Source organism: Nocardia vulneris, from assembly GCF_001613425.1.
Taxonomy (GTDB): Bacteria; Actinomycetota; Actinomycetes; order Mycobacteriales; family Mycobacteriaceae; genus Nocardia; species Nocardia vulneris.
In genome coordinates this window covers 61,035-86,373 of sequence record NZ_BDCI01000053.1, presented here as the reverse complement: position 1 = coordinate 86,373, position 25,339 = coordinate 61,035, and the positions used below count along the sequence as shown (strand labels likewise).

The 25,339-nt window shown below is 69.2% G+C and carries 24 protein-coding genes, 1 pseudogene and 1 riboswitch; of the genes and pseudogenes, 12 read left to right on the top strand and 13 right to left on the bottom strand.

Features of this window, described 5'->3' with window-relative positions; genetic code table 11:
• Window positions 1-1,266: pseudogene (locus NVU01S_RS43920) on the bottom strand (hypothetical protein); the annotation flags it as partial.
• Window positions 1,267-1,408: 142 nt separating this feature from the next.
• Here NVU01S_RS43920 and NVU01S_RS40985 point away from each other — a divergent pair.
• Both NVU01S_RS40985 and NVU01S_RS40980 read left to right on the top strand, forming a co-directional pair.
• On the top strand, window positions 1,409-1,861 hold the full coding sequence (locus NVU01S_RS40985; RefSeq protein ID WP_081594251.1) for a DUF3151 domain-containing protein: 453 nt from the start codon (window positions 1,409-1,411) through the stop codon (window positions 1,859-1,861).
• Window positions 1,862-1,913: 52 nt separating this feature from the next.
• Window positions 1,914-3,017, top strand: a complete 1,104-nt coding sequence (locus NVU01S_RS40980; protein WP_175068948.1) for an FUSC family protein — start codon at window positions 1,914-1,916, stop codon at window positions 3,015-3,017.
• Between the two features lie 289 nt (window positions 3,018-3,306).
• On the opposite strand, the gene NVU01S_RS40975 is transcribed toward NVU01S_RS40980, so the two are convergent.
• From NVU01S_RS40975 to NVU01S_RS40965, 3 genes are all read right to left on the bottom strand, one after another.
• Window positions 3,307-4,161, bottom strand: coding sequence for a glycosyltransferase family 2 protein (locus NVU01S_RS40975; RefSeq protein WP_043670552.1), 855 nt, complete (start codon window positions 4,159-4,161; stop codon window positions 3,307-3,309).
• 145 nt (window positions 4,162-4,306) lie between these two features.
• On the bottom strand, window positions 4,307-5,089 hold the full coding sequence (locus NVU01S_RS40970; protein WP_042260064.1) for a site-2 protease family protein: 783 nt from the start codon (window positions 5,087-5,089) through the stop codon (window positions 4,307-4,309).
• Complete coding sequence (locus NVU01S_RS40965; protein ID WP_226887140.1) at window positions 5,086-5,745, bottom strand: hypothetical protein; 660 nt, start codon at window positions 5,743-5,745, stop codon at window positions 5,086-5,088. Before NVU01S_RS40965 ends, NVU01S_RS40970 begins: the two co-directional genes overlap by 4 nt.
• Before the next feature lie 261 nt (window positions 5,746-6,006).
• Between NVU01S_RS40965 and NVU01S_RS40960 the strand changes: the two genes are divergently transcribed.
• Both NVU01S_RS40960 and NVU01S_RS40955 read left to right on the top strand, forming a co-directional pair.
• Window positions 6,007-7,296: an adenylosuccinate synthase gene (locus NVU01S_RS40960; protein ID WP_042260068.1), complete on the top strand. Its 1,290-nt coding sequence runs from the start codon at window positions 6,007-6,009 to the stop codon at window positions 7,294-7,296.
• Between the two features lie 151 nt (window positions 7,297-7,447).
• Window positions 7,448-10,048 carry a helix-turn-helix transcriptional regulator gene (locus tag NVU01S_RS40955; RefSeq protein WP_043670559.1) on the top strand — a complete coding sequence of 867 codons (2,601 nt, stop codon included), beginning with the start codon at window positions 7,448-7,450 and terminating at the stop codon, window positions 10,046-10,048.
• Window positions 10,049-10,188: 140 nt separating this feature from the next.
• On the opposite strand, the gene NVU01S_RS40950 is transcribed toward NVU01S_RS40955, so the two are convergent.
• From NVU01S_RS40950 to NVU01S_RS40940, 3 genes are all read right to left on the bottom strand, one after another.
• The gene (locus NVU01S_RS40950; protein ID WP_043670758.1) at window positions 10,189-11,007 is read right to left on the bottom strand and encodes an alpha/beta fold hydrolase; all 819 of its coding nucleotides are present in this window, start codon (window positions 11,005-11,007) and stop codon (window positions 10,189-10,191) included.
• 112 nt (window positions 11,008-11,119) lie between these two features.
• On the bottom strand, window positions 11,120-11,689 hold the full coding sequence (locus NVU01S_RS40945) for a methylated-DNA--[protein]-cysteine S-methyltransferase (protein WP_043670562.1): 570 nt from the start codon (window positions 11,687-11,689) through the stop codon (window positions 11,120-11,122).
• Window positions 11,690-11,744: 55 nt separating this feature from the next.
• On the bottom strand, window positions 11,745-12,098 hold the full coding sequence (locus NVU01S_RS40940; RefSeq protein ID WP_043670565.1) for a hypothetical protein: 354 nt from the start codon (window positions 12,096-12,098) through the stop codon (window positions 11,745-11,747).
• 61 nt (window positions 12,099-12,159) lie between these two features.
• On the opposite strand from NVU01S_RS40940, the gene yczR reads away from it, so the two are divergent.
• Entirely contained in the window at window positions 12,160-13,665 is a 1,506-nt protein-coding gene (gene yczR, locus NVU01S_RS40935; RefSeq protein ID WP_043670568.1) for a MocR-like transcription factor YczR, read from the top strand.
• 168 nt (window positions 13,666-13,833) lie between these two features.
• On the opposite strand, the gene NVU01S_RS40930 is transcribed toward yczR, so the two are convergent.
• A complete protein-coding gene (locus NVU01S_RS40930; RefSeq protein WP_043670570.1) occupies window positions 13,834-14,931 on the bottom strand; it encodes a CaiB/BaiF CoA transferase family protein in 1,098 nt (365 codons plus the stop codon).
• A 250-nt stretch (window positions 14,932-15,181) separates the two neighbouring features.
• Here NVU01S_RS40930 and NVU01S_RS40925 point away from each other — a divergent pair, with 250 nt between their 5' ends.
• Window positions 15,182-15,664 carry a DUF456 domain-containing protein gene (locus NVU01S_RS40925; RefSeq protein ID WP_042260081.1) on the top strand — a complete coding sequence of 161 codons (483 nt, stop codon included), beginning with the start codon at window positions 15,182-15,184 and terminating at the stop codon, window positions 15,662-15,664.
• Between the two features lie 34 nt (window positions 15,665-15,698).
• Here NVU01S_RS40925 and NVU01S_RS40920 read toward each other — a convergent pair whose 3' ends face one another.
• Both NVU01S_RS40920 and NVU01S_RS40915 read right to left on the bottom strand, forming a co-directional pair.
• A complete protein-coding gene (locus tag NVU01S_RS40920; RefSeq protein ID WP_043670575.1) occupies window positions 15,699-16,571 on the bottom strand; it encodes an amidohydrolase family protein in 873 nt (290 codons plus the stop codon).
• Between the two features lie 62 nt (window positions 16,572-16,633).
• Entirely contained in the window at window positions 16,634-18,022 is a 1,389-nt protein-coding gene (locus NVU01S_RS40915) for an FAD-dependent oxidoreductase (protein WP_043670578.1), read from the bottom strand.
• 348 nt (window positions 18,023-18,370) lie between these two features.
• Here NVU01S_RS40915 and NVU01S_RS40910 point away from each other — a divergent pair, with 348 nt between their 5' ends.
• The 3 genes from NVU01S_RS40910 (at window position 18,371) to NVU01S_RS40900 (ending at window position 20,701) form a co-directional block, all read left to right on the top strand.
• Window positions 18,371-18,817, top strand: a complete 447-nt coding sequence (locus NVU01S_RS40910) for an Rv0361 family membrane protein (RefSeq protein WP_043670581.1) — start codon at window positions 18,371-18,373, stop codon at window positions 18,815-18,817.
• Window positions 18,818-18,880: 63 nt separating this feature from the next.
• Window positions 18,881-18,995, top strand: a riboswitch (SAM riboswitch).
• A gap of 13 nt (window positions 18,996-19,008) precedes the next feature.
• A complete protein-coding gene (locus NVU01S_RS40905) occupies window positions 19,009-19,425 on the top strand; it encodes a rhodanese-like domain-containing protein (RefSeq protein ID WP_043670584.1) in 417 nt (138 codons plus the stop codon).
• Window positions 19,426-19,486: 61 nt separating this feature from the next.
• Complete coding sequence (locus NVU01S_RS40900) at window positions 19,487-20,701, top strand: O-succinylhomoserine sulfhydrylase (protein WP_043670587.1); 1,215 nt, start codon at window positions 19,487-19,489, stop codon at window positions 20,699-20,701.
• A 33-nt stretch (window positions 20,702-20,734) separates the two neighbouring features.
• Here the strand turns inward: NVU01S_RS40900 and NVU01S_RS40895 are convergent, their stop codons facing one another.
• Window positions 20,735-21,172 (bottom strand): RpiB/LacA/LacB family sugar-phosphate isomerase, encoded by a 438-nt coding sequence (locus NVU01S_RS40895; protein WP_043670589.1) that lies wholly within the window; start codon window positions 21,170-21,172, stop codon window positions 20,735-20,737.
• 67 nt (window positions 21,173-21,239) lie between these two features.
• Here NVU01S_RS40895 and NVU01S_RS40890 point away from each other — a divergent pair, with 67 nt between their 5' ends.
• Both NVU01S_RS40890 and NVU01S_RS40885 read left to right on the top strand, forming a co-directional pair.
• Entirely contained in the window at window positions 21,240-21,884 is a 645-nt protein-coding gene (locus NVU01S_RS40890) for a type 1 glutamine amidotransferase family protein (RefSeq protein ID WP_043670592.1), read from the top strand.
• Window positions 21,885-21,936: 52 nt separating this feature from the next.
• The gene (locus NVU01S_RS40885; protein WP_043670595.1) at window positions 21,937-22,386 is read left to right on the top strand and encodes a MarR family winged helix-turn-helix transcriptional regulator; all 450 of its coding nucleotides are present in this window, start codon (window positions 21,937-21,939) and stop codon (window positions 22,384-22,386) included.
• A 16-nt stretch (window positions 22,387-22,402) separates the two neighbouring features.
• Here NVU01S_RS40885 and NVU01S_RS40880 read toward each other — a convergent pair whose 3' ends face one another.
• The gene (locus NVU01S_RS40880; protein ID WP_042260239.1) at window positions 22,403-23,158 is read right to left on the bottom strand and encodes an HAD-IIA family hydrolase; all 756 of its coding nucleotides are present in this window, start codon (window positions 23,156-23,158) and stop codon (window positions 22,403-22,405) included.
• A 296-nt stretch (window positions 23,159-23,454) separates the two neighbouring features.
• Between NVU01S_RS40880 and fgd the strand changes: the two genes are divergently transcribed.
• Entirely contained in the window at window positions 23,455-24,465 is a 1,011-nt protein-coding gene (gene fgd, locus NVU01S_RS40875) for a glucose-6-phosphate dehydrogenase (coenzyme-F420) (protein WP_014988808.1), read from the top strand.
• Window positions 24,466-24,749: 284 nt separating this feature from the next.
• Here fgd and NVU01S_RS40870 read toward each other — a convergent pair whose 3' ends face one another.
• The gene (locus tag NVU01S_RS40870) at window positions 24,750-25,259 is read right to left on the bottom strand and encodes a nitroreductase/quinone reductase family protein (RefSeq protein ID WP_043670598.1); all 510 of its coding nucleotides are present in this window, start codon (window positions 25,257-25,259) and stop codon (window positions 24,750-24,752) included.
• Between the last annotated feature and the right edge of the window lie 80 nt (window positions 25,260-25,339).

The following is a 25,339-nucleotide window of genomic DNA, read 5'->3' as shown; positions in this document are numbered from 1 at the left end:
TGCCGCGCCTGCCGCGCCTGCCGCGCCTGCCGCGCCTGCCGCGCCCGCCGCGCCCGCAGTGCCCGCGGTGCCTGCCGCGCCCGCGGTGCCTGCCGCACCCTTCATGTCGCCGGGTTCGCTCCGCGCCGAAGCAGCCTGGGCTGCAGCGCTTTCCGTATCACCGGGCGACGCGGGTGCGGCGTCGGCTCCGGCGTTCCGTCCGGCGCCGGGTGCACCTACCGGGCCGCCGGGCTGTGCCGCCGCGTCATCGGTGCCTGCCGGGCTGCCCGATGCGCCTGCCTGGGCATCGGCCTGCGCGCTCGCAGCTGCGGCACCGGGGATCTGGCCGGGACGGGTCGGATCGGACTGTGCTGCAGCACCTTTCGTGGCGTCAGGCACTGCCGATGTGCTGTCGGTACCCGCGCCCTGAGCGGGTCGTGGCGAACCTGCCGAGCCGCCCGTCTGTGCTGGTGTGGCGTTCGCGACCGGTCCGGACTGGTCGGCGGCCGTGCTCGGCTGAGCTGCGCGTTTCATCGCGACCGTTTCGGCCTCGGAATCCTTCGGTGCGCCAGGTGTTCCCGCTGGGCTACCCGGCTGTCCCGTCGCGGCGGCCGCGTCCGGTGCTGCTGCGGCGGGCTTGTTCTGCCGTGCGATCACCTCGGTTTCGGCGGTGCCGCTGTTCGGTGCGCTGTTCTGTTGAGTTCCTGCGGCTTTCGGCGCACCGGGCACGGTGGGGTCTGCGGTGCCTGGGCCGCTTTGCGCACCTTGGCTGGTTGATCCGCTGTCGTGACCGGACTCGGCCGGTGCGGCGGGTCGGCCGGTGGCGGGAGTCGTCGACCCGCTCGGCGCGGACTGCCCGGGCGTGCTGATCGTCGGCGCGCCCGAACCGGGCCGACCTGTGGCAGGGGTGCCTGCGCCGGGCTGGGTTGCGCTGGTGGCCGACCCGCTCGGCGCGGCGGGGTCTTGGGTGCCAGGGCGCGGTGTCGCAGCGCCCGGAGTGCCGGAGGTCGGGGTCGTGCCCGGCGCAGTGCCGGGGTCTTGCGTTCCGCGTGGGGCTGAACCGGTGCCCTGGGTACTCGGCGTGGACGTGCTCGGGGCACCGTCCTTCGGTGCAGCACCACCCGCGGCGGGGATCGGGCGGGTCGCGCCGGCGTCGGCCGGGCGATCTCCGCTGTTCGCGCTCGGGTTGCTCGCCGCGTCGGCGCCGGGGCGTGCGTCGGGTCCGGCCGGGGTTGCCGGGTCGGCGCTCTCCCGCGCCGGGTTCTTGTTGTCGTTCGGGTCGGACACGCACTACCCCTCGGTCAGGCGGAACATCTTGAACTCGACGGCCAGCTTAACGGCCAGGGTCCGGCGAAGTCCGACTTCAGACCCCGCACGGCGGGGGGAATGCGGTGGTACGCGTCCCCGGCGAATATCGCATCGGTGCACAATGAACCGCATGACCTCGTTCGGTGATCTGCTAGGCCCGCAACCGGTACTCCTCCCCGAAATCTCCGACGCGGAAGACGCGTTGCTCGAAGGCACCGATCCGGTGCGTGTCGCCGCCGACCATCCGGCGGCCTCGATCGCCTGGGCCTATCTGGCCGAGGCGGCGCTCACCAGGGGCGAAGCCCAGGACGAGCCGATCAATCACGACATCGTCGCCGCCTACGCGTTCGCCCGCACCGGCTACCACCGCGGCCTCGACCTGTTGCGGCGTAATGGCTGGAAGGGTTTCGGCCCGGTGCCGTGGAGCCACGAGCCCAACCGTGGTTTCCTGCGCAGTGTCGGCGCGCTGGCCCGTGCGGCCAAGGTGGTCGGCGAGACCGAGGAGTACGCGCGCTGCCTGGACCTGCTCGAAGATTGCGATCCCCGCGCGGCGGCTGAGCTGGGCCTGGACTGAATTGTCCCTGCTCGACTTCAAACCGCGCGTGGATGTCGCGCGCACGAGCACGATGGACCGGCTGCGCGCCTCCTGGGCGCGGCTGCGCCTGTCCGCGCTGCCGATCGTGCAGTGCGCTGTCGGCGCGGCCCTGGCCTGGTTCATCGCGCGGGAGATCGTCGGCCACCCGCAACCGTTCTTCGCGCCGACGGCGGCCGTGGTCTCGATCGGCATTTCGTTCGGCGCCCGGCTGCGGCGCTCGGTGGAGCTGGTGGTCGGCGTCGCGGTCGGCATCGGCATCGGCGACCTGTTCATCACCAACGCCGGGACCGGGGTGTGGCAGATCGCGCTGGTGGTCGCGGTCGCCATGGCGGCGGCGGTGTTCCTGGACGGCGGCTCGATCATCACCATGCAGGCCGCGGGTTCGGCGGTGCTGGTCGCCACCCTGCTGCCGCCGTCGGCGGGTGGCGGCTTCTCCCGGATGATCGACGCGCTGGTCGGCGGTCTGGTGGGAGTGGTTGTGGTGGCTTCGATTCCGCTGCATCCGGTGCGCCGCGCCCGCGAGCAGGCCGCGGAAATCCTTGGCGTGATGGGCAAATCGCTCACCGAGTGCGGCGACGGCCTGCTGGCGCAGGATCCGGACAAGCTGCGCGCGGCGCTCGCCGCGGTCCGCGCGACGCAACCGCAGATCGACGCGCTGCGCGCCACCTTGGAGGGCGGCCGGGAGATCAGCCGAATCTCCCCGCTGTACTGGAACTCTCGCGCGCGCCTCGAACGCATCAAAGCCACCGCCGACCCGCTGGACAACGCGGTGCGCAACACCAGGGTGCTGTTGCGCCGCTCGCTGACGCTGGTTCAGGACGACGAGATCCTCGATCCCCGGTTGATCGACGAGGTCGAAAGGCTCGGCCAGGCAGTCGATGTGGTGCGCCGGATGATGCTCGCCGACCCGGGTGAACAGCCAGATCAGGCGGAGGGCGCCCGGGTGCTGCGCTCGGTCGCCAAGGAGGCGCGCCCGGAACTCGTCGAGGGGGCGGGGCTTTCGGCGCACGTCGTGTTCGCGCAGGTGCGTTCGATCGTGGTCGACCTGATGCAGGTGTGCGGGATGAAGCGCATCTCGGCGATGGCACTGCTCCCGCCGACCGTCCCCAAGCCGTGGGTCGTGCCGGAGGACTGAGCCGACTACGTAGCCGGCGCCGCGTGCGAGTGCTCCGGCCGCCGGTGTGCGGGGACTCGATGATGATCTTTGGGTAGTGCGCTACTCGTGTTCCGGCGGATGCCGCGCCCTACCTTGATCATGAGACCGCAACGAAGCGAGGGGTGTTGCGGTCGCACACTTCGCACATCAGCGAACCACCCCGCCGGCCATGGGTGTGGTGGCCGGGCGGGTAGGGGTGGATTCGCCCGCTGCGAAGAGCAGAGCCGTCCGGTCCAGGGGAGGTCAGGCCGGGCGGCCCTGTGTGCTTTCAGGATTCCCCGACCGCGGAGACCCGCGGCGGTGCCGGGCGCAGCGTGAACCGGCGACGGTCGAAGTCCCAGAACCGATAGATCGGCCACTGCACGGTGTGCGTGAGCCAGGCGCCGACGATGATCGCGCGATGCAGCGGCAGCACCTGATATCCCTGCTCGGCGATGGTGCGGAGGCCGGTCAGCTGAAAGTGCCACCATTCTCGCGGGTTGGTCCGGCGGCGCCGGGCCGAGGTCGCGGCCCGCATGCTTGTCAGCTGATCGATGCGAAATCCGCGCTTGGTCAGGCACAGTGCGAGATCCAGGTCCTCGGCCACGTCGGCGCGGGTGGTGGTGTCCGCGCCGACCTGCAGCCAGGCCGCCCGGCGGATGGCCATGTTCGGCCCGTGCAGATTGCCGACCCGGCCGCCGAGTTTGCCGCGCCGATCCTGCAGGTAGTAGCCGAGTTTCAAGAAGAAGCCGACCGGTGAGTCGTGATAGGTGGTGATCCCGGTGACCGCGGCGGTGTCGGGATGTGCGCTCAGATGCGCGCGGACTACCTCGCCCCAGTCGGCGTCGACCAGGGTGTCGGCATCGGTCCTGGCCAGGAAATCGCCACGGGCCCGGTCGAATCCGGCGTTGCGCGCGGCCGGGATACCGGGCGTGGCCTCCTCGATGAGCGCGACCTCGGGATGGGTTCGCGCGTAGTCGTGCACGATGCGGCGGGTGTCGTCGGTGCTGCCGTTGTCGACGACGATGATCTCGTCGACGGCGTCCTGGCGGACCAGGCGATCGAGGGTGCGCTCGATCCGGGTCGCCTCGTTCAGGGCCGGGATGATGACGGAAAGCACCGTCGCCGAAGGGTTGTCGGTCATGCTGGTGTGCTCCAACGTGTGCTCGAGGACAGCGTGCGCGCCGACCGGTGGGCCGGGAGCGCGCTCGTACGGGGCGCACGTACGCGCCCGGGTCGACTGGCCGGGGGTTACCCGATTCGGCCCGGGACGATCATCGAAATCTGCTCTAAGTCCAGAAGCGGGTCAGATAGCTGCCGTAGCGCGACCAGTCGGCGGGCACACCGGACACCTCGAACAGCGCGTACACCGCGTCGAAGAAGACACCGTTGATCGCGGGCGTGAACAGCAGCGCGAACAGGATCAGCATGCCGAACGGCTTGAACTGATCGAGCGAGCGGCGGGTCTGGTAACTCAGCGACGGTTCGAGAATCCCGTAGCCGTCCAGGCCGGGCAGCGGAATCAGGTTCAGCAGGGTCGCGGTGATCTGCAGGAACGCGAGGAAGCTCAAGCCGAACCACAGCGCCGGGTGCGAACTCGTACTGCCGAACAGCTGCACGACCACCAGCAGCAGCACCGCGCACAGCGCGTTCACCGCGGGGCCCGCCGCACTGATGAGCCGCTGGGTGCGCGGGGCGAAATTGTGGGTGTGCACGTAGACCGCGCCGCCGGGCAGGCCGATGCCGCCCAGCGCGATGAACACCATCGGCAGCACGATCGACAGCAGCGGATGGCTGTACTTCAGCGGGTTCAACGTCAGGTAGCCGCGCAGCTCGACCTCGCGGTCACCGGCCCGCCACGCCGTGAACGCGTGCGCGAACTCGTGCAGGCACAGCGTGATCACCCAGCCGAACACGACCAGCACGAACACCCCGGCCTTGGCCCGGGTGGAGTCCAGCGGGGCATCCCAGGCGAGCACGCCGCCGACGATCGTGATGACGACGACCAGCAGGAAGATCGGGCTCGGGCGCACCGCGCGCGAGCGCCGTTCGGCGAAGAACGCGGACGTCATCGGACCAGCAGCCAGGGCTCGTGGTGCCGGTAGAAACTGGACCGGGGCACCGTGCGGTCGGTGCGGATCCCGTCCCTGGTCACCACCGCGCCGGGGGTGCCGAGCTGGGCGGCGCGACCTTCGGCCCAGCGGCGCTTGCGCATGCCCTTCTGCACCGTGGCCCGGACCCCGGGCTGATGCAGTGTCGGCGAGATCAGCATGGCGGTGACCTTGCCGGAGAACAGCTGGAAGTCGTCCACGTAGGCCTCGCCCTCGAGCTTTTCCGCACCCGGCCCGGTGATCTTGGCGCGGCCGATCAGCACCTTGCCGGTGTCGTCGCGGATGAGCGGCACCTCGGTCGCGCGGCCGTCGATGGCGCGCTTGGCGGCGGCGTTGCCGGTGCCGGTCTGGTAGGCGCGGGAGCCGTAGGTCTTGTCCACCGGGACGTAGCCGATCTCGACGTGCAGCCGTTCGGTGCGCATCAGGTGGGTCAGCACCGCGGCGAGCGCGGCGTCGTCACCGAGCACGATCAGCCGCGGGAGACTGTCGGCGGCGAGCACCGGAAGCAACTCGTCGATCTCTGCGGTATCGGGAATGGCGGCCGTCGAACTGGTCGGCAGCGCCGCGAGGGCGATAGGTACCGGTGCGCCGTCGCAACGGAGAACGTGGGTACTCAAACTGCCGTACACCCTCCTCGGTTCGAGCCGACGTCGTCGGACCAACGGGTGCAACCTTAGCCCTGCCCGGCATCGGCCACACGGTTGTCGAGCCTACGACGAGATCCGGTCCCACGCTGTTGACGACGCGTCGACTAGACTGTGCTCCCGGCCACCGCCTCGATACGGCAGGTAGCTGCAACACCGGCGAATACCGCCCGGTCGGCTCTGCCGACTGCCATCTGCCCGGGTGTTGCAAGTCGAACCGTAGGAGACACGACCATGCCGGCAATCGTCCTGATCGGCGCCCAGTGGGGCGACGAAGGTAAGGGCAAAGCGACCGATCTACTCGGTGGCCGGGTGCAATGGGTGGTCCGATACCAGGGTGGCAACAATGCGGGCCACACCGTGGTGCTGCCCAATGGCGACAATTTCGCGCTGCATCTGATCCCCTCCGGCATCCTCACCCCCGGCGTGACGAATGTCATCGGCAACGGCGTCGTCATCGACCCGGGCGTGCTGCTCGACGAACTCGCCGGACTGGAAGAACGCGGGGTCGACACCTCCGGTCTGCTGCTCTCCGCCGACGCGCACCTGATCATGCCGTACCACGTGGCCATCGATAAGGTCACCGAACGCTTCCTCGGCAACAAGAAGATCGGCACCACCGGCCGCGGCATCGGCCCCTGCTACCAGGACAAGGTCGCCCGCGTCGGGGTGCGCGTCGCCGATGTACTGGACGAGAAGATCCTCACCCAGAAGGTCGAGGCCGCGCTGGAGTTCAAGAACCAGGTGCTGGTCAAGATCTACAACCGCCGCGCGCTCGACCCGCAGCAGGTGGTCGACGAGGTGCTCGCGCAGGCCGAAAGCTTCAAGCACCGGATCGCCGACACCCGGCTGAAGCTCAACGTGGCGCTCGAGCGCGGCGAGACCGTGCTCCTGGAAGGCTCGCAGGGCACCCTGCTCGACGTGGATCACGGCACCTACCCGTACGTCACGTCGTCCAACCCGACCTCGGGCGGCGCGGCGGTCGGCGCGGGCGTCGGGCCGAACAAGATCAGCACGGTGCTCGGCATCCTCAAGTGCTACACCACCCGGGTCGGCTCCGGTCCGTTCCCGACCGAGCTGTTCGACGAGTTCGGCACCTACCTGGCCAAGACCGGCGGCGAGGTCGGCGTGACCACCGGACGCGCCCGGCGCTGCGGCTGGTTCGACGCGGTGATCGCGCGCTACGCGACCCGGGTCAACGGCATCACCGACTACTTCCTCACCAAGCTCGACGTGCTGTCCAGCCTGGAGACGGTGCCGATCTGCGTCGCCTACGACGTGGACGGCGAGCGGGTCGAGCAGATGCCGACCACGCAGACCGAGTTCCACCACGCGAAGCCGATCTACGAAGAGATGCCCGGCTGGTGGGAGGACATCTCGGGGGCGCGGACCTTCGAGGAGCTGCCCGCCAACGCGCAGGCGTACGTGCTGCGGCTGGAGGAGCTGTCCGGGGCGCGGATCTCCTGCATCGGCGTCGGGCCCGGTCGCGATCAGACCATCGTCCGGCACGACGTCCTGGGCTGAGCGAAGCGGCGGCCGTGACCTAAACGGCCGTCGTTCAAAGGGTTTGGCGGACCGGTGCGTCCGTCTCACCGCCGCGCGACCGCCGCGGTGAGACGCAGCGTAATAGCTGCAGGGCTTCGATCATGAACCTCTGGCAACTACAGTAAGAGCTATGGCTCGGAACTGGCCGATGATCGAGCGCGAGACCGAGTTCGAGGCGATCCGCGCGGCCCTCACCGGCAGGGCGCATGTCGGCGCGGTCCTCACCGGTGATGCCGGTGTCGGGAAAACCACGCTGGCCAGGCAGGCGACCGCGGCGGTCGGCGGCAACATCCGCTGGGTCGCGGGCACCGAATCGGCGCGCAGCATTCCGTTGGGGGTGTTCGCGCACATGGTCGGCGTTTATACGGCGCACGATCCGGTGACGTTCATGTCCGCCGCGCGCGAAGCGTTGCTCGCGGACGGGCACACCATCATCGGTGTCGACGACGCCCATTTGCTCGACCAGCTGTCGGCCACCCTGCTGCTGCAGCTGGCCATCGACAAGGCGGCGCACATCGTGGCCACGGTGCGCAGCGGGGTGCAGGTGCCCGACGCGGTCACCTCGCTGTGGAAAGACGGTCACCTGCTGCGCATCGACCTGAATCCGTTCAGTCAGCGCCAGAGTGTGGACCTGGTCGAATCGATGCTGGGCGGGCAGCTGGAAGGCTTCACCGCCAACCTGATGTGGGAGTCCTCCGGCGGAAACGCGTTGTTCCTGCGGCATTTGGTCGAGGGGGCGCTCGAGGCGGGTTCGCTGCGTCAGGTGAACGGCGTCTGGCAGCTGCGCGGCCGGGCCGCGGTCACCTCGGAACTGGCTGCGCTGCTGGAAGATCGGGTCGAGCAACTGCCCGACGACGTACTGCACGTCCTGGAACTGCTCACCTTCTGCGAGCCGATCGACCTCGACGTGCTGTCCGAACTGGCCGGCGAGGAAGCGGTGGAGGCCGCCGAAACCCGGGGCGTGATCCGGGTTGTGCAGAATTCGCACCAGCTGATCGTGCGGTACAACCATCCACTCTTCGGCGAGGTGATCCGGCGCAGGCTCGGCATCGCCTCGGCGCGGCGGTTGCGCGGGCGGCTGTACTCCTCGCTGAAGGAGCGGCCGATCAATTCCGCCGCCGATCGCATCCGGCTCGCCGAATTGGCTTTGGACAGTGACAAATCCGCCGACCTCGAATTGTTCGAGGCGGCCGCCGCCGATGCGATCGGCTTGGCGAACCTGCCGCTCGGGGAGCGTTTCGCCCGGGCCGCGGTGGAACGGCGCGGCGGGGTCGAGTCCGCCGATCTGCTCGCGCGGGCGCTGCTGTGGCAGGGGCATCGGATCGAAGCCGAACGCATGCTCGCCAGCTTCGACCCCGACGAACTCAGCGAGGTGCAGCTGGTCCGGTGGGGTAGCACGCGGGTGGCGAACCTGTTGTGGGCCATGGGCGATGCCGATCTCGCCGACGAGGTGCTCACTCTGGTCCGCGGCAAGACAAAGCATCCGAAGAACGTGGCGCTGCTCGACGGACTCGCCTCCGCCTGCGCGGTGAACGAGAACCGGATCGAAATCGCGATCGCCGAGGCCGAGAAGGCGATCAACGTCAAGGGCGCGCCGGCTTGGGCGGTCTGGTGGGCCTCCTTCGGCGGCGGACTGGCCTTAGCACTGATGGGCAAAGGCGATGCGGCGCAACAGTACGCGGTCCGCGGGCACGAGGTGGAGACCGAGATCGACGGCCTCAACCGCTTCATGTCCACCCATGCCGAGGTGCTCGGGCTGGTGTTGACCGGCCAGCTGGCGGCCGCACGCCGTTGTGCCGCAGACTATTTCGGCTATTCCGCACCGGGGCAGTACCTGGCGTGGGGCATGTCGAAGATCCTGCAGGGCACCGTCGACGTGGCACAGGGACATTTCCCGGACGGCATCGAGAACCTGGAGCAGGCGTTGGCCGCGCTCGCCGCGGAAGGTGCGGCGGCCTGGATGTTCCCGGCGAGAATCCGGCTCGCCGAGGCGTATTCGGCACTCGGCCGGGCGACCGAGGCCGCCGAGGCGATCGCCGAGGCCACCGCACGTGGCGGCAGGCACAGTGCCGTGTACGAGCCGCAGCTCGAAGTCGCCCGCGCCTGGCACGCGGCCGCCGAGGGCACCGTCACCCCGGCCATCCGGCTCGCGATGGGGGCGGCCGACGCCGCCGCCCGCTCCAATCAACACGGCATCGAGGCCATGGCGCTGCACGCCGCCGCCCGCTTCGGGGAGCATTCCGCCGCAGGCCGATTGGCGGACCTGGCGGCCATGGTGGACGGCAAGCTGGTGCAGGTGCAAGCCAGGCACGCGGTCGCCCTCGCGGCGCACGACGGACCCGGATTAGACGCTGCCGCAGCGGAATTCGAGCAGCTCGGCGCCCTGCTCTCCGCGGCCGACGCCTCCGCGCAGGCCGCGTCGGCGCACGAACGCGCCGGGGATCGCCGTCGCCTGCTCGAATCCGCCGCTGCGGCGAACCGGCTCGCGGCGGCCTGCGGTGGGGCGAGCACCCCGGCATTGCGGCAGGCGGCCCAGCCGCTCCCGCTCACCGCCCGCGAACGCGAGATCGCGAACCTCGTCGCCGCCGGCCTGTCCAACCGTCAGATCGCCGACCGCCTCACCGTTTCCGTCCGCACCGTCGAAGGTCACCTCTACCGCGCCTGCATCAAGATGGACGTCACCGACCGCGAATCCCTCGGCGCCCTCATGCGCGGCGAATCCACCCCCTGACCCGAGCCCGCTGCCGGGCCGGTGCGGTGGCCGGAGCTGTGCCGTGTGCCAGCCCTGAGCGAGAGCGGGAGGCCCAGACCCGTACGGAGGCTGTGCCGTGGTGCCGGGCCGGAGCGGGGCGCGGTGGCCGGTGCGGAAGTCTATGCGGTGGTGAGGAATTCGCCTGCGGGTGGGGCGAGCAGGCGGATGTCGGGGTTGTGGCTGAGGCCGGGGATCTCGGTGAACTCGGCGTCGGGCAGGACAGCGGCGATGGCGCGGGCGCCGGTGCGCAGCAGCGCATCGCTTTTCGCGCCCGCGACGACGAGGGTCTGGGCTTTGACACCGGACCAGTCCTCGGTGCGCAGGGGCTCGCCGCGCATGTACTCGCGCATGACGGCCCAGTCGTAGGCGGTCGAGTGGGCGGTGGCGCGCAGGTTGCGCCAGAACGGGGTCCAGCGCATGAGGGTGACGAAGCCGCGCGGAATGCCCATCGCCTTTGTCATGTAGAAGCGCACCGTTTCGGATCGCTTACCGGCGGCGATCAATTCGTGCAGGGTGATCTCGAGGTCGGCGGCGGGCACGAAGTTCTCGTGATCGACCACGAACGGCGGCTCGAAGGCGACGACCTTGGTGATGCCCGGGATCTGCCCGGACCCCGCGGCCCGCAACGCCAGCCCCGCCCCGGAGGACCAGCCGAACAGCATGGCCGACCCGCCCGCGACCGCCACCAGCGCGGCGAGGTCCTCGATCTCGTGCCGGACGTCGTACCCGGCGGCCTGGTCGGTGCTGTCGCCGCGACCGCGCCGGTCGTAGTTCAGGACGGTCAACCCGTACTGCTTATGCAGCGTCTCGGCCAGCGCCACCATCTTGGGGAACTTCCGGTAACCGAACGCGCCGCCGATCAGGATCACGGTTCCGGCGGCGCCGTCGAGCCGGTCGTAGGCGAGCACGGTGCCGTCGGCGGAGGTCACTGTCTGCACAGCAGTCTCACTTTCGATGAGGTGGCCGGCCGCGGTTCGCTGCGGCCTGTACTCGTGCAGACGGGGCGGGCGCAGGAAATTCATCGCGGCGCTCGACCGGCCACGGCGACGCTCAGAACAGCGTCGGCTCGCCGAAGCCCGGGGTACGTTCGATTTCCAGCAGATGCTGTTTGGTGCTGACGCCGCCGGGCGCGGAGAAGCCGGTCAGCGCGTTGTCCGCGGCGAGCACCCGGTGACACGGGATGATGAGGGGAATCGGGTTGCGGCCCAAGGCTTGTCCGACGGCCTGCGCACCACCGGGCTGCCCGATGCGGTGCGCGACCTGGCCGTAGGTGAGGGTGTGGCCGGGGTCGATGGCGCGGGTGACCTCGAGGACGGCCCGGTTGAACTCCGGAATCCCGCTGAGGTCCACCGGAATCCAGCGCAGGTCGTCGAGTTCGCCGGCGAGGTGGGCGCGCACGCCCGCGACGGCCTCGGCGATCACGCCGGTGGGGGTCTCTTCGCGGACCTCGTCGTCCGGCAGGCCGGCGCGGCGGCGCGTGATGCGCGCACGGGTCGCGCCCGGGCTTGCTTCGGGGAGCTGGAACCGGATCACGGTCGTACCGCTCCAGGCGATGGCGCAGATGCCGATCGCAGTGTCGAAGAGGGTTGCCTCGGCGGTCAGGCAACGCGGGTCGCTCATGTAGTCAGTGTGCACCGTGCCACCGACAGGTCCAGTGAGACAAGGCCAGTTTCGTTCAACTGGCCTTCCTGTCGAAGGTGGTCGGGTGCACGCGGCTCCGGTGCCGAGCAGGGGCCTCGGACCGGACCGAGGTCAGCTTCCGCTCGGTGCGTCCCAGGTCGGTGACGGTTTCCGGCGCGGCCGGGCGGACCGGTTCGGCGGGTGCTTCCGGTGTGTCGTTGCGCCCGTAGATCGCGGCGAGATCGGCGTAGCGCCGCTGCTCGTCATAGTAGGACGCGGTCCAGTCCGACAAGGGGCTGCGCGGCTGGAAACGCTCCAGCCGGAACGCACGCTCGGCACCCTTCGGCAGGTAGTGGTAGATGGCATAGCCGAGGACGGCGACGACGAGGAGGGTGGCAAAGGTGGTCATGCCACCAGATTGCGCCCGACTGGCCTTGCTTTAAATATCCACTCCCTCGATACTGGACTGTATGGCGACGAGAGTGATCGGCGCGGGCACGCTGGCCCGTGACCTCGGTGGGTGGCGCAACGTGGACGAGGATGGCGGCGAGCCGGCCACCCGGCGGGCCACGCGTCCGGCGTATCTGGCCCTCGCCGAAGGCATTCGGCTGCTCATCCATGACGGACGGGCACCGCTCGGGGTCGCCCTGCCCAGCGAGCGCGACCTCGCGGCCACCCTCGGCGTCAGCCGCACGACGATCACCTCCACCTACTCGCTGCTTCGCGAGAACGGCTACCTGATCAGTCGTCAGGGTTCGCGCAGCACGGTCGCGCTGCCGCGCGACGTGCAGCACGACGGCAGCAAGCCGGCCCGGTCCATCCTGGCGATGATGGCCGCCTCGGAGCTGCCGACGATCGATATGACCTACGCCGCGATGGCCGCGCCACTGGAGATGCAGGAAGCCTATTCCGTTGCGCTGGAGGGCATTCCGACCTATCTCGGCACGCACGGCATGGACCCGGTGGGTGTGCTCGCGCTACGCGAGGCGATCGCGCGCCGCTACACCGAACGCGGCCTGCCCACCGACCCGGACCAGATCCTGGTCACCCTCGGCGCCCAGCACGGCCTGCGCCTGCTGCTGAACGTGCTCACCGCGCCCGCGGCCCGGGTGCTCATCGATCACCCCACCTACCCGAACGCGATCGAGGCGATCCGGGACGTCGGCGCCCGACCGGTGCCGGTGCCGCTGCGCCCCGAAACACCGGACCACGGCTGGGATCTGGACGGCATCCGCAGTGCGGCCAGGCAGACCGCGGCCACACTGGCCTACCTGGTGCCCGATTTCAACAACCCCACCGGCCTGCTGCTCGACGCGGACGGCCGGGCCGAACTGGCCGCCATCGCCCGGGAAACCAGGATGACCGTGGTGATCGACGAGTCGATGGCGGATCTGCACTTGGCGGGCGAGCCGCAGCAGCCCCCGGTCGCCGCGTTCGCCAAGGGCAACGAGATCGTCACCATCGGCTCGGCCTCGAAGTCGTTCTGGGGCGGCTTGCGGGTGGGTTGGATCCGCACGAACCAGCCGTTGATCACCAAGCTGCTCGGCATCCGTTCCACGGTCGACCTCGGCACGCCGGTGATGGACCAGCTGGCGACCGTGCACCTGCTCGCCAACGCCGACACCATCCTCGACCGCCGCCGCGACCAGCTGCGGGCGCAGCGGACCGCGCTGGTCGAAACCCTTGCCGAGGAATTGCCGGACTGGCGAGTCGGTTACGGCGCGGGCGGCATGTCGGTGTGGGCGCAGCTGCCCGCCCCGGTGTCGACCGCGCTGGCCGCCACCGCGCCCAACCACGGCGTATTACTCGCTGCCGGACCGCGTTTCGGTGTGCAGGGTGCGTTCGAGCGGTTCATCCGGTTGCCGTTCACCCATCAGGAGCCGGAACTGCGGTTGGCGGTCAAGGGGATTGCCGCGGCCTACACCGCGTTGACGCCGCGCGTCGCCGACCCGTTGCAGCCGCTCACCTGCTACTGACGGCAGTTTTCGGGGTTGGGTGCTGGGTGACGGTGACGCGGATCGCCGAGCCGGTCGAGCTCTGCGGTTCGCCGGGCTCGCCGCCGCCCGTTCCGGGGGTGGTCCGTTCCGGGGGTGGTCTGCTCCGAGTGGCCCCGGCTGATCAGCCGGGGCCAGCACCGTGAAAACTCAGTCCGCCCAAACGGTTTCGATCGGGGTCGCGACGGACGGCGGCGGCGTGGGGACGCCGTTCGGAGTGCGGGAGAAGCGCGGTGCGGGGGCGTGCTGGGTGATGTCGTCGACCTCGATCAGCGAGCCGCGGGCCGCGATGTGCTCGTTCTGCGTGGCCTCTTCGAACGTGAGCACCGGCGTGACGCAGGCGTCGGTGCCCGCGAAGATCGCCGTCCACTCGTCCCTGGTCTTGTCCCGGAACCGTTCGGTGAACACCTTTTTCAGCGTTTCCTGACCGGCGGGGTCGATCTGGTAGGGCAGGCCCTCCGGGTCGACTTCCAGCCCGGCGAGCAGTTGCGCGTAGAACTGCGGTTCGATCGCGCCCACCGCCATGTACTTGCCGTCGGCGGTCTCGTAGGTGTCGTAGAACGACATGCCGGTGTCGAGCAGGTTCACGCCGCGCTCGTCGGACCACGCCCCGTGGCCGCGCATGCCCCAGATCATGTGCGAAAGGGCCAGCGCCCCATCGACCATCGCCGCGTCGACGACCTGCCCCTTGCCCGAGCTCTGCCGCTCGACCAGTGCGGCGAGCAGACCGAAGACCAGGAACATCGAGCCGCCGCCGAAATCGCCGACCATGTTCAACGGCGGCACCGGGCGCTCGCCCTTGCGGCCGATCGCGTGCAGCACGCCGGTGATGGAGATGTAGTTGATGTCGTGCCCGGCGCGATCGGCGAGCGGGCCCTCCTGGCCCCAGCCGGTCATCCGGCCGTAGATCAGTCGCGGGTTGCGGGCCAGCGCCTCGTCCGGGCCGAGACCCATCCGTTCGGTGACGCCCGGCCGGAAGCCCTCGATCAGCACGTCGGCTTTCTCGATGAGCCCGAGCACCTTCTCGATATCGGCCGGATCCTTGAGGTTGGCCTCGACGATGGTGCGCCCGCGCAGCTGCGGGCGGTCGAACCCGCCCGGCAGCTGCCCGGCCCGCTGTACCCGCACCACGTCGGCGCCCAGATCGGCAAGCAGCAATGCGGCGTGCGGACCCGGTCCGATCCCGGCGAGCTCGATGACCTTGATGCCCGCGAGCGGGCCCTTTGCGGCGGTGGATGGAGTGCTCACGCCCTACCTCGGTTCGTCGTTGATCCAGCGCACCGGCGCCCCGGCGCTGCCGCCGGAGCCGCCGGCGGATGTATTGACAGTATGACAATAACTTTGCCGCACTCACCCACCCCCGGTTGCTGTGCGCCGCACGAGCTGGTAAGTCACAATCCTCGCAAGCGCGACAACCGCGGGAGCGTCCGGCGAGAGCGCAGTGAGGTGGAGTCATGGCACAGCGCACGGCGCGGCCGCTGGTCAGCGAGGCTCGGGCATGAGTGTCGCCGGGGAGATCGTCGTCGGTCTCGTCATCCTCGTCGGCCTGCTCGGGATCATCGTCCCGATCCTGCCCGGCGTCATCCTGATCTTCGGCGCGATCGCCGTCTGGGCGTTCGTGACCGGCGGTGCCACCGCCTGGACCGTCTTCGGCATCAGCACGGCCCTGCTCGTGCTGTCCGGTGTCATCAAATACACCTGGCCCGGCCGGAAGTTGAAGGACGCGGGCGTGGCCAACCGCTCGCTGTTCTTCGGCGCGGTACTCGGCATCGTCGGCTTCTTCGTCATCCCAGTCGTCGGCCTGTTCGTGGGATTCGTTCTCGGCGTTTACCTTTCCGAACTGCACCGCCTGCGCGTCAACCAACAGGCTTGGCAGGCAACGATGCACGCCCTCAAAGGCGTCGGCCTCTCCATGCTCATCGAACTCCTCGGCGCCCTCCTCGCCACCGGCGTCTGGCTCGTCGGCGCCCTCGTCGCGTGACCCGCTGAGTCGTGAAAGGCGCTGTGCCCGAGCTCTACTCGATGATGGGGAGGGGGAGGGTGTCGGTGGTGTCCGGGGTGGGGAGGGCGTCGCGGCGGATGGGGAGGGTGGGTTGTTCGGTGCGATGCAGGGGGAGGGTGGGGGCCGGGTCTTCGGGGACGGCGCGGGCCTTGGCGGGCAGGCGGTAACAGGCGCGGGCGTTGTCCTCGAGTACGGCGAACATGTCGGTGCCGACGACATCGCAGAGCAGGTCGACGTCGGAATCCTGGAAGGGGCGGCCCGCGCGGGTGCCGGGCAGGTCGGTGCCGAACATCAGTGCCTCGGGATTGACCGCGTGGATCCGGCGCAGCGTGTCGGCGACATGCAACGCGACCCGGCCGAAACCCGTTGCCTTGACCCGGGCCCCGCGATCGACGAGATCGAGCAGGTAGGGCAGGCCCTCCTCGGACATGCCGAGATGGTCGATGGTGAACGCGGGCAACTTGGACAGCACCGGCTGCAGCGAGGTGAGCATCGTGCCGTCGATGTAGACCTCGACATGCCAGCCGACCAGTTCGTGCGCGCGCAGCGCCTGCAGGGTCATGCCGGTGATGTCGGCGGCGGCGCGCTTGAGGTTGAACCGCAGCCCGCGCACGCCGATCCGGTCCAGCTCGATGATCTCGTCGTCGGTGGCGTCGAGATCGAGCCGGGTGACGCCGACCCAGCCCTCGCCCAGCTCGGCGAGGGCGGCCCGCAGATAGGTCTGATCGGTGCCCTGGAATGACCCGCTGACCACCGCACCACCGTCGATATCGAAGCGCGACATGCGCTTTCGATAGTCGGCGATGGTGAACGGGTCGGGCAGGTAGCCCTCGTTCTCGACCCGCGGGAACCGCGGGTCGAAGATATGGAGATGGGCATCGAACACTTGTACAGAATGCCTCAGTGCGCGAAGTTTCGCTGTCGCGACGGTTACCGGCGAGCCGGGGCTCAGACCTTGTGCGGCTCGCTGGCGCGCAGCATGTCCTCGCGCTCGACCACCTTGACGCGCTCGCGGCCCTCGGGCTCGCCGAGCGCGCGCTCGTGCGCGTCCAGGCGGTACCAGCCCTGCCAGGTGGTGAACGGGATGCCCTTGCCCTCGAGGAACTCGGTGACGGCGTCCAGCTCCGGGCGCTCGGCCGGGGTGAAGTCCTTGCTGTTGTCGAGCAGGCAGGCCACGGTCTCGTTGGCGTCGCCCTTGGTGTGGCCGATGAGGCCGACCGGGCCGCGCTTGATCCAGCCGGTGACGTAGGTGGCCGGAATGTAGCGGTCGGCGCCGTCGGCGTTCTCGTCGGCGATGACGCGGCCCGCCTCGTTGGGCACGGTGCCGGCCTGGTCGTCGAACGGCAGGTTGGTCAGGTTCTGCGAGAGGTAGCCGACGGCGCGGTAGATCGCCTGCACGTCCCAGTCCTTGAAGACGCCGGTGCCCTTGACGTTGCCGGTGCCGTCGAGCTGGGTGCGCTCGGTGCGCAGGCCGACGACCTTGCCGTCCTCGCCGAGGATCTCGGCGGGCGACTCGAAGAAGTGCAGGAACAGCTTGTGCGGCCGGTTGCCGACGTCGCGAATGGCCCACTGCTCCAGCGTGTTCGCGATCATGTCGACCTGCTTGGAGTGCCGGCGCGCGGCCTCGGAGCCCTCGTCGTAGTCGATGTCCTCGGGATCGACGATGACCTCGATGGTCGGCGAGTGGTCCAGTTCGCGCAGTTCCAGCGGGGTGAACTTGGCCTGTGCCGGGCCGCGCCGCCCGAAGACGTGCACCTCCACCGCCTTGTTGGCCTTCAGACCGGCGTAGACGTTCGGCGGGATCTCGGTCGGCAGCAGCTCGTCACCGGTCTTGGCCAGTACGCGCGCCACGTCGAGCGCCACGTTGCCGACGCCGAGCACCGCGACCTTCTCCGCGTCCAGCGGCCAGGTGCGCGGCACGTCCGGGTGGCCGTCGTACCAGGAGACGAAGTCGGCGGCGCCGTAGGAGCCGTCCAGTCCGATGCCGGGGATGTCGAGCGCGCGGTCGGCGTTGGCGCCGGTGGAGAAGATCACCGCGTCATAGAAGGTGCGCAGGTCGTCCAGGGTGATGTCGGTGCCGTAGTCGATGTTGCCGAGCAGGCGCACCTGCGGCTTGTCGAGCACCTTGTGCAGCGCGGTGATGATGCCCTTGATCCGCGGGTGATCCGGCGCGACGCCGTAGCGGATCAGACCGAACGGCGCGGGCATGCGCTCGAACAGGTCGATGCTCACCTCGGCATCGGACTTCATCAGGGCGTCGGCGGCGTAGATCCCGGCCGGCCCGGCGCCGACGATGGCGATGCGGAGCGGGCGGGTAGCGGCACTCTGTTCGGTCATCTTTAACGGCACCCTTATGGTCGAGAACAAATTAACGGCGTCTTGCTTAGCCTAGGCTAAGTCACGCGCTGGCTGGTTGCACCTACCGATGCGGACCCCGGAGTCGCCGGCTCGTGGCCCACTCCGTCGCGGCTATGACAGCAGGCCGCAGTCTTGCGATTCTATCGGTGCTGCGCGGGCCCGCCCGCGGCGGTGCGTGAACTGAGCGGATGCCACCCCGGGCGTTCTGTCCTGGTTACCCGCTCTGCGCGCGCTAATCCTCGCGTGCCGCAGCGGAGTTCGGCGTCGCCGCGCCCGCGATGCGGGGCCGATCGCCGGATTGCGCCGCCGACCAGGGATCATCGTCGTATGACTGAGCCGCAGCCGCCCGCCGCAGACGAGCCCATCGTGGTCGATCAGACCGATCGGCGCTCGGTGGTGCCGTTCGTCGCGGCCGGGATTTTCGCGGTGCTCGTGCTCGCGGCAATCATCATCGGCGGGGTGGTCTCGCCCGCTGAGAAAAATGTCACAGAATCCGACCGGATCACCGCCGCGGTCAACCGCTTCGTCGAGGGCAGCAACCAGACCAGCGCGGTGCCGCCACCAGGCACGGGCTGCCCGGATTTCGATCCGAAGCGGTCCCCACTGGCGGGGCGCTCCGGTGCCGGAAAGACTGTAGAGGTAACGAAAATCGAGAACCCGATGGTCGACGGCGACCGCGCCAAGGCGACCGTCACCACCAAGGTCGAGGGCAACGAGGCCACCGCCCTCTGGAATCTGACCAGATCCGGCGACAAATGGCTGGTCTGCAATTGACCGTTCCCACAGCGTGAGCAGCCGTTTGACACGGTGACCCTTGTCCAGGCAATCTCAGCTGAAGGTCATGAGAACCAGTGTCAAGCCCCGGCAATACTGGTCGGCAACCCTCCTCCGCGGTGGGGTGCTCCGGGTGACGACCTGGCCGCGCGTCGATCGAGCGCGGCAAGTGCGGATTCAAGGAGGTCCACATGAGTTATGCCGGTGACATCACGCCGCAGCAGGCGTGGGAACTGTTGCGCGACAATCCTGATGCCATTCTGGTCGACGTGCGCACCACCGCCGAATGGAAGTTCGTGGGGGTGCCCGACACCAGCTCGATCGACCGTCAGACGGTCCTGATCGAGTGGGTCGACAGCAGCGGCACGCGCAACGGCGAGTTCACCGACCAGCTGCTCGCGGCGCTCGACGGGCGCAAGCCGGAGGCGCCGGTGATCTTCCTCTGCCGTTCGGGGCAGCGTTCCATCGGCGCGGCGGTCGCCTCGACCGCCGCCGGCTTCAGCGCCTCCTACAACGTGGTCGAAGGTTTCGAAGGCCCGCTCGACGAACACGGGCATCGCGGCGGCTCCGGCTGGCGTGCCCTCGGCCTGCCCTGGCGGCAGTCGTGAACGCGGGGGCGTGCTGTAGCGCGCCGGTGTTCGGTGGTGTGCGGAACGCGGGGAGGCAGTCGTGATCACCGGTGGTGCGTTCGACAAGCCGCTGCCCGAAGGCGTCGGTCCCGCGACCCTCGGTGTGCGAGGTGGGTTGCGCCGCTCGGGTTTCGAGGAAACTTCCGAGGCGCTGTACCTGACCTCCGGGTTCGTCTACGAGAGCGCCGAGGCGGCCGAGGCCGCGTTCACCGGCGACGTCGAGCATTTCGTCTACTCCCGCTACGGCAATCCGACGGTCGCCATGTTCGAGGAGCGGATGCGGCTGCTCGACGGCGCCGAGGCGTGCTTCGCGACCGCGAGCGGAATGTCGGCGGTCTTCACGGCGTTGGGCGCGCTGCTCGGCGCCGGTGACCGACTCGTGGCCGCGCGCAGCCTCTTCGGTTCCTGCTTCGTGGTGTGCAACGAGATCCTGCCCCGCTGGGGCGTGGAAACCGTCTTCGTCGACGGCGAAGACCTGGACCAGTGGGAAGCGGCGCTGTCGGTGCCGACCCAGGCGGTGTTCTTCGAGACGCCCGCCAACCCGATGCAGACCCTCGTGGACGTGCGCCGGGTCACCGAACTCGCGCACGCCGCGGGCGCGAAAGTGGCGCTGGACAACGTCTTCGCCACGCCGCTGCTGCAACGCGGTTTCGAACTCGGCGCCGATGTAGTGGTCTATTCGGGCACCAAGCACATCGACGGCCAGGGCCGGGTGCTCGGCGGCGCCATCCTCGGTGCCCGGGACTACATCGAGGGTCCGGTGAAAACCCTTATGCGCCATACCGGTCCGGCGTTGAGCCCGTTCAACGCGTGGACCCTGCTCAAGGGTCTGGAGACGATGCCGCTGCGGGTCCGGCACTCCACCGAGTCCGCGCTGCGCATCGCCCGGTTCCTGGAGTCCAACAAGGCCGTCAGCTGGGTGAAATACCCGTTCCTGGCATCACATCCGCAGCACGAGCTGGCCGCGAGCCAGATGAGCGGCGGCGGCACCGTGGTCACCTTCGAGCTCGACGCGCCCGCGCACGAGGCCAAGAAGCGCGCCTTCGAGGTGCTCAACCGGCTGCGCGTCATCGACATCTCCAACAACCTCGGCGACGCGAAATCCCTGATCACCCACCCCGCCACCACAACTCACCGCGCGATGGGCCCCGACGGCCGCGCCACCATCGGCCTCACCGACGGCGTCGTGCGCATCTCCGTGGGCCTGGAAGACCTCGACGACCTCCTCGCCGACCTCGACCACGCGCTGAGCTGATCCACCGAGGTTCCATACGAACCGTCTGTGGTGTCAGCCGATTTCGCCGAGGTGCGCGACGTTGGCCTGATCGACGGGGTCGGTGCTCGGGTTCGTGCCGAACCAGGCGTCGAGGATTTCGCGTAGGGCGGCGCTCGACGTCAGGCGCAGGCTCAGCGCGAGGACGTTCGCGTCGTTCCATTTGCGCGCGCCCGCCGCGGTCGTCGCGTCGCCGCACAGCGCGGCGCGGATACCCGCGACCTTGTTCGCGGCGATCGACGCGCCCGTCCCGGTCCAGCAGCACACGATCGCCTGATCGGCGCGGCCGTGCGCGACATCCGTGGCGGCGGCCGCGCTGGCCCAGGCCCAGTCGTCGCGTTCGGTATCGGACAGCGCGCCGTGCAGGACTGTCTCGTGTCCGCGCGCGGCCAATTCGGCCACCAGTTCCGGTGCCACTCCGACGTTCTCGTCTGCTGCCACGGAGATCCGCATACCTCCAGACTAAGTCGTCGCGGGCATTCTATTGACAGCATGCTGTCAAACATGACAGGATACTGTCATGACGAAGAGAACAGTCCACGTAGCCGTCTACAACACCTTCTCCGACTGGGAGATCGGCGCGGCCACCGCGCACATCAACCGGACGCACTGGCAGAAAGAGCCGGGCACGTGGCAGACCAAGACGGTCGGGCCGAGCACCGCACCGATCACCACGCTCGGCGGCATGCACGTCACGCCGGAAATGGCGCTGGCCGATCTGCGACCCGAAGACAGCGCGATGCTGATCCTGGCGGGCGCGGATACGTGGGACACCGAAGAACTGAAGCCGTTCGCCCGCAAGGCGCGCGAGTTCCTCGCGGCGGGCGTGCCGGTCGCGGCGATCTGCGGTGCGACTCTCGGGTTGGCACTCGAGGGCCTGCTCGACGAGCGCAAGCACACCAGCAACGTTCGAGAATTCCTGCTCTACAGCGGATACGCGGGGGCGGACCACTATGTCGAGGAGGCCGCGGTGACCGACGGCGAGCTGATCACCGCGGGCGGTACGTCGCCGTTCGAATTCGCGCGCGAGGTGCTCGGCAAGCTCGGCGTGTACGAGCCGCACGTGCTCGCGGGGTGGTATCAGCTGTACGGGCAGTCCGACGGGGCGGGCTGGGAGGTGCTCGCGGCTTACGACGAGCAGCAGGCCGCGGCCGCGGTCGGATGAGGAAGAATCGCACGGCGATCCGGCCGCTCGGCCGGATCGCGAGGAGGCACGGGTGACCAAGGATGAACAGGAACTCTTCGCGACCGCCGCGATCACGTCATTTCGGCTGAACGGCCAGTTCCTCGCCATCGCCGAGGAACTGGCCCGCCCGGCCGGGCTCACCGCGGCCTGGTGGCAGGTGCTCGGCGCGGTGCTGCGGGCGCCGCTGCCGGTGGCCGGCATCGCCAGGGAGATGGGTATCACCAGGCAGAGCGTGCAGCGCATCGCGGATCTGCTGGTGGACAAGGGACTTGCCGAATACCGGCCGAACCCCGCGCACCGGCGGGCCAAACTCGTCGCCGTCACCGATGCGGGTCTCGCGGCGGTCCGCCGCATCGACCCGCAGCACGCCGTCGTCGCGCGGCGGCTGGTGGCCGAGCTCGGTCACGAACAGCTCGCGGCGACCGTCGCCGCGCTCACCGAACTCTCCGCCGCGCTGGACGCGATCACCGAGACCGGCTGATCGCCCATCGCCTCGGTCAGGCGAACGGGTCCTTGGTCCGGCCGACGAGGTCGGCCACCGAATCGAGGACCGTCGTGGGCCGGTACGGGTACGCCTCGACCGAGGATCGGGTGGAGATGCCCGTGGTCACCAGGATGGTGCGCATGCCCGCCTCCAGACCGGAGATGACGTCGGTGTCCATCCGGTCGCCGATCATCACGGTGGACTGCGAGTGCGCGCCGAGCCTGCGCAGCGCCGAACGCATCATCAGCGGATTGGGTTTGCCGATGTAGTACGGGTCGCGGCCGGTGGCGCGGGTGATCAGCGCGGCCACCGAACCGGTCGCGGGCAGCGAACCGTCCCGCGACGGACCGGTCGGGTCCGGGTTGGTCGCGATGAAGCTCGCGCCGCGCTCGACCAACCGGATGGCGGTGGTGATCGCCTCGAACGAGTAGTTGCGGGTCTCGCCGAGCACCACATAGTCGGGCTCGATCTCGGTGAGCACGTATCCGATCTCGTGCAGCGCGGTGGTGAGACCGGATTCGCCGACCACATACGCGGTGCCGTTCGGGCGCTGCTCGTTCAGGAACGTCGCGGTGGCCAGCGCCGAAGTCCAGATCGATTCCTCCGGGATGTCGAGCCCGGTCTGGCGCAGCCTGGCCTGCAGGTCACGCGGCGTGCGAATGGAGTTGTTGGTCAGCACCAGGAACGGGGTCTCGTTGGCGCGCAGCTCGGCGAGGAACTCGTCGGCGCCGGGCACCAGCTGGTCCTCGTGCACCAGGACACCGTCCATGTCGGTGAGATAGGACAGGATCGGTTCATCAGTCACCAGACAATTGTCCGCTAACGGACGCGTAATCGGGGGCAAGTCCGGGTCGATGCGACCCTTCGCACAACCGGCCCCCGCGCTGACTATGGTCGAAGTCGGCCGTCGAGGCGCGCCGGACACACTCGAACGATCGCCGCCGCGCGGGAACGTCCGCGGGCGGGCGGCGGTTGTAGCGAGACATGACCGCAGCGCGCCTGCGGCCGACGGTGCGCGGGAATGCCCGCGCACAGGTGTGCAGCGAAGCGACAGGAGTGGCGCACATGGGTGAACTCAAGCTCGGCTACAAGGCCTCGGCAGAACAGTTCGGACCACGGGAACTGGTGGAGATCGCGGTACTCGCCGAGGAGCACGGCCTCGACAGTGCCTCGGTGAGCGACCATTTCCAGCCGTGGCGGCACAAGGGCGGCCACGCGCCGTTCTCGCTGGCCTGGATGGCCGCGGTCGGCGAGCGCACGAAGCGGATCCAGCTCGGCACCTCGGTGCTCACCCCCACCTTCCGCTACAACCCGGCGGTGATCGCGCAGGCCTTCGCGACCATGGGCTGCCTGTACCCCGAGCGGGTCATGCTCGGTGTCGGCACCGGCGAGGCGCTCAACGAGATCGCCACCGGCTACAAGGGTGACTGGCCGGACTTCAAGGAACGTTTCGCGCGCCTGCGCGAGGCCGTCGAACTCATGCGCGCGCTGTGGACCGGCGACCGCGTCGACTTCCAGGGCGAGTACTACAACACCGTCGGCGCGTCCATCTACGACGTGCCGAAGGGCGGCATCCCGGTCTACGTCGCGGCAGGTGGTCCGCTGGTGGCCCGGTACGCGGGTCGCGCCGGGGACGGTTTCATCTGTACCTCCGGCAAGGGTATGGACCTCTATACCGACAAGCTCATGCCCGCCGTCGCGGAGGGCGCTGCCAAGGCCGGCCGCACCGTCGACGACATCGATCGGATGATCGAGATCAAGATCTCCTACGACACCGATCCCGAACTGGCGCTGGAGAACACCCGCTTCTGGGCGCCGCTCAGCCTCACCCCCGAGCAGAAGCACAGCATCACCGATCCGATCGAGATGGAGGCCGCCGCCGACGCCCTCCCGATCGAGCAGATCGCCAAGCGCTGGATCGTGGCCAGCGACCCCGACCAGGCCGTCGACCTGATCAAGCCCTACCTCGACGCCGGCCTCAACCACCTGGTCTTCCACGCCCCCGGCCACGACCAGCGCCGCTTCCTCGACCTGTTCCAGCGCGACCTGGCCCCGCGTCTGCGCGCCCTCGCCTAGCTCGCACAGAGTTTCCACGCACAGCACAGCAGATACAGCTGCTGTGCAGTGCGTGGATCGTCTGTGGACTCGGCGAGATCCGCTCGTGCCGTGGTTATCCACAGGCGCGCTCGCCGCCGGGTTCACCGATCGGGAGTTGCACGGCATCGCCTGACAGCGAGTCCGGCGCGGTTCGTATACCGCGTCCGCGCCAACGCTCGCTCTTTCTGCCCGGTGTAGCCACAGCGTTTCGCTACGCCTCACAGCCGTTGTAGCTGCTGTGAGGTGGACAGAATGTCTGTGGTCTATGCCCGGCGGAGGGCGAAGATGCGGAGGTCGCGGGTGGTGCGGTCGCGGTAGGCGGCGTAGGCGGCGGCTACGTCGACGAAGCGGTGGAAGATGGCGTCCTTCTCGGCGGGGTCGACGACGGGGGTTGCGGTGACGGGGATGCGTTCGCCGGCGATGGCGACCGTCGCGGTGGGGGTGGCCAGCAGGTTGGCGGTCCAGGCGGGGTGGTGCTGCTGGCCGAAATTGCTGCCGATCACATAGAGCACGTCGCCGTCGTGCACGTAGAGCAGCGGCTGGGTGCGTGGCGCGCCGGACTTGCGGCCGATGGTGGTCAGCAGGATCACCGGTGCGCCGATCGGGCCGAGCACGGTGTACTTGGCGTCGGTGCGTTCGAGCACCGCGCGGTCCAGCGGAGTGAGCTTGCGGACGCACCAGGAACCCGGTTTGGTCGCGGCGAATTTGCTTGCTACCCGGGACAGTCCGCTGTCCCGCGAACCCCACTCCCGATGCGGGAACTGCTCAACCATGCCCGGACTATATCGGTCCGCCCCCATCCGTCGCGCTCTGCGTGCGCGTCGCCGGGTGTGCGTTGGCCGGCCGGCGGTGG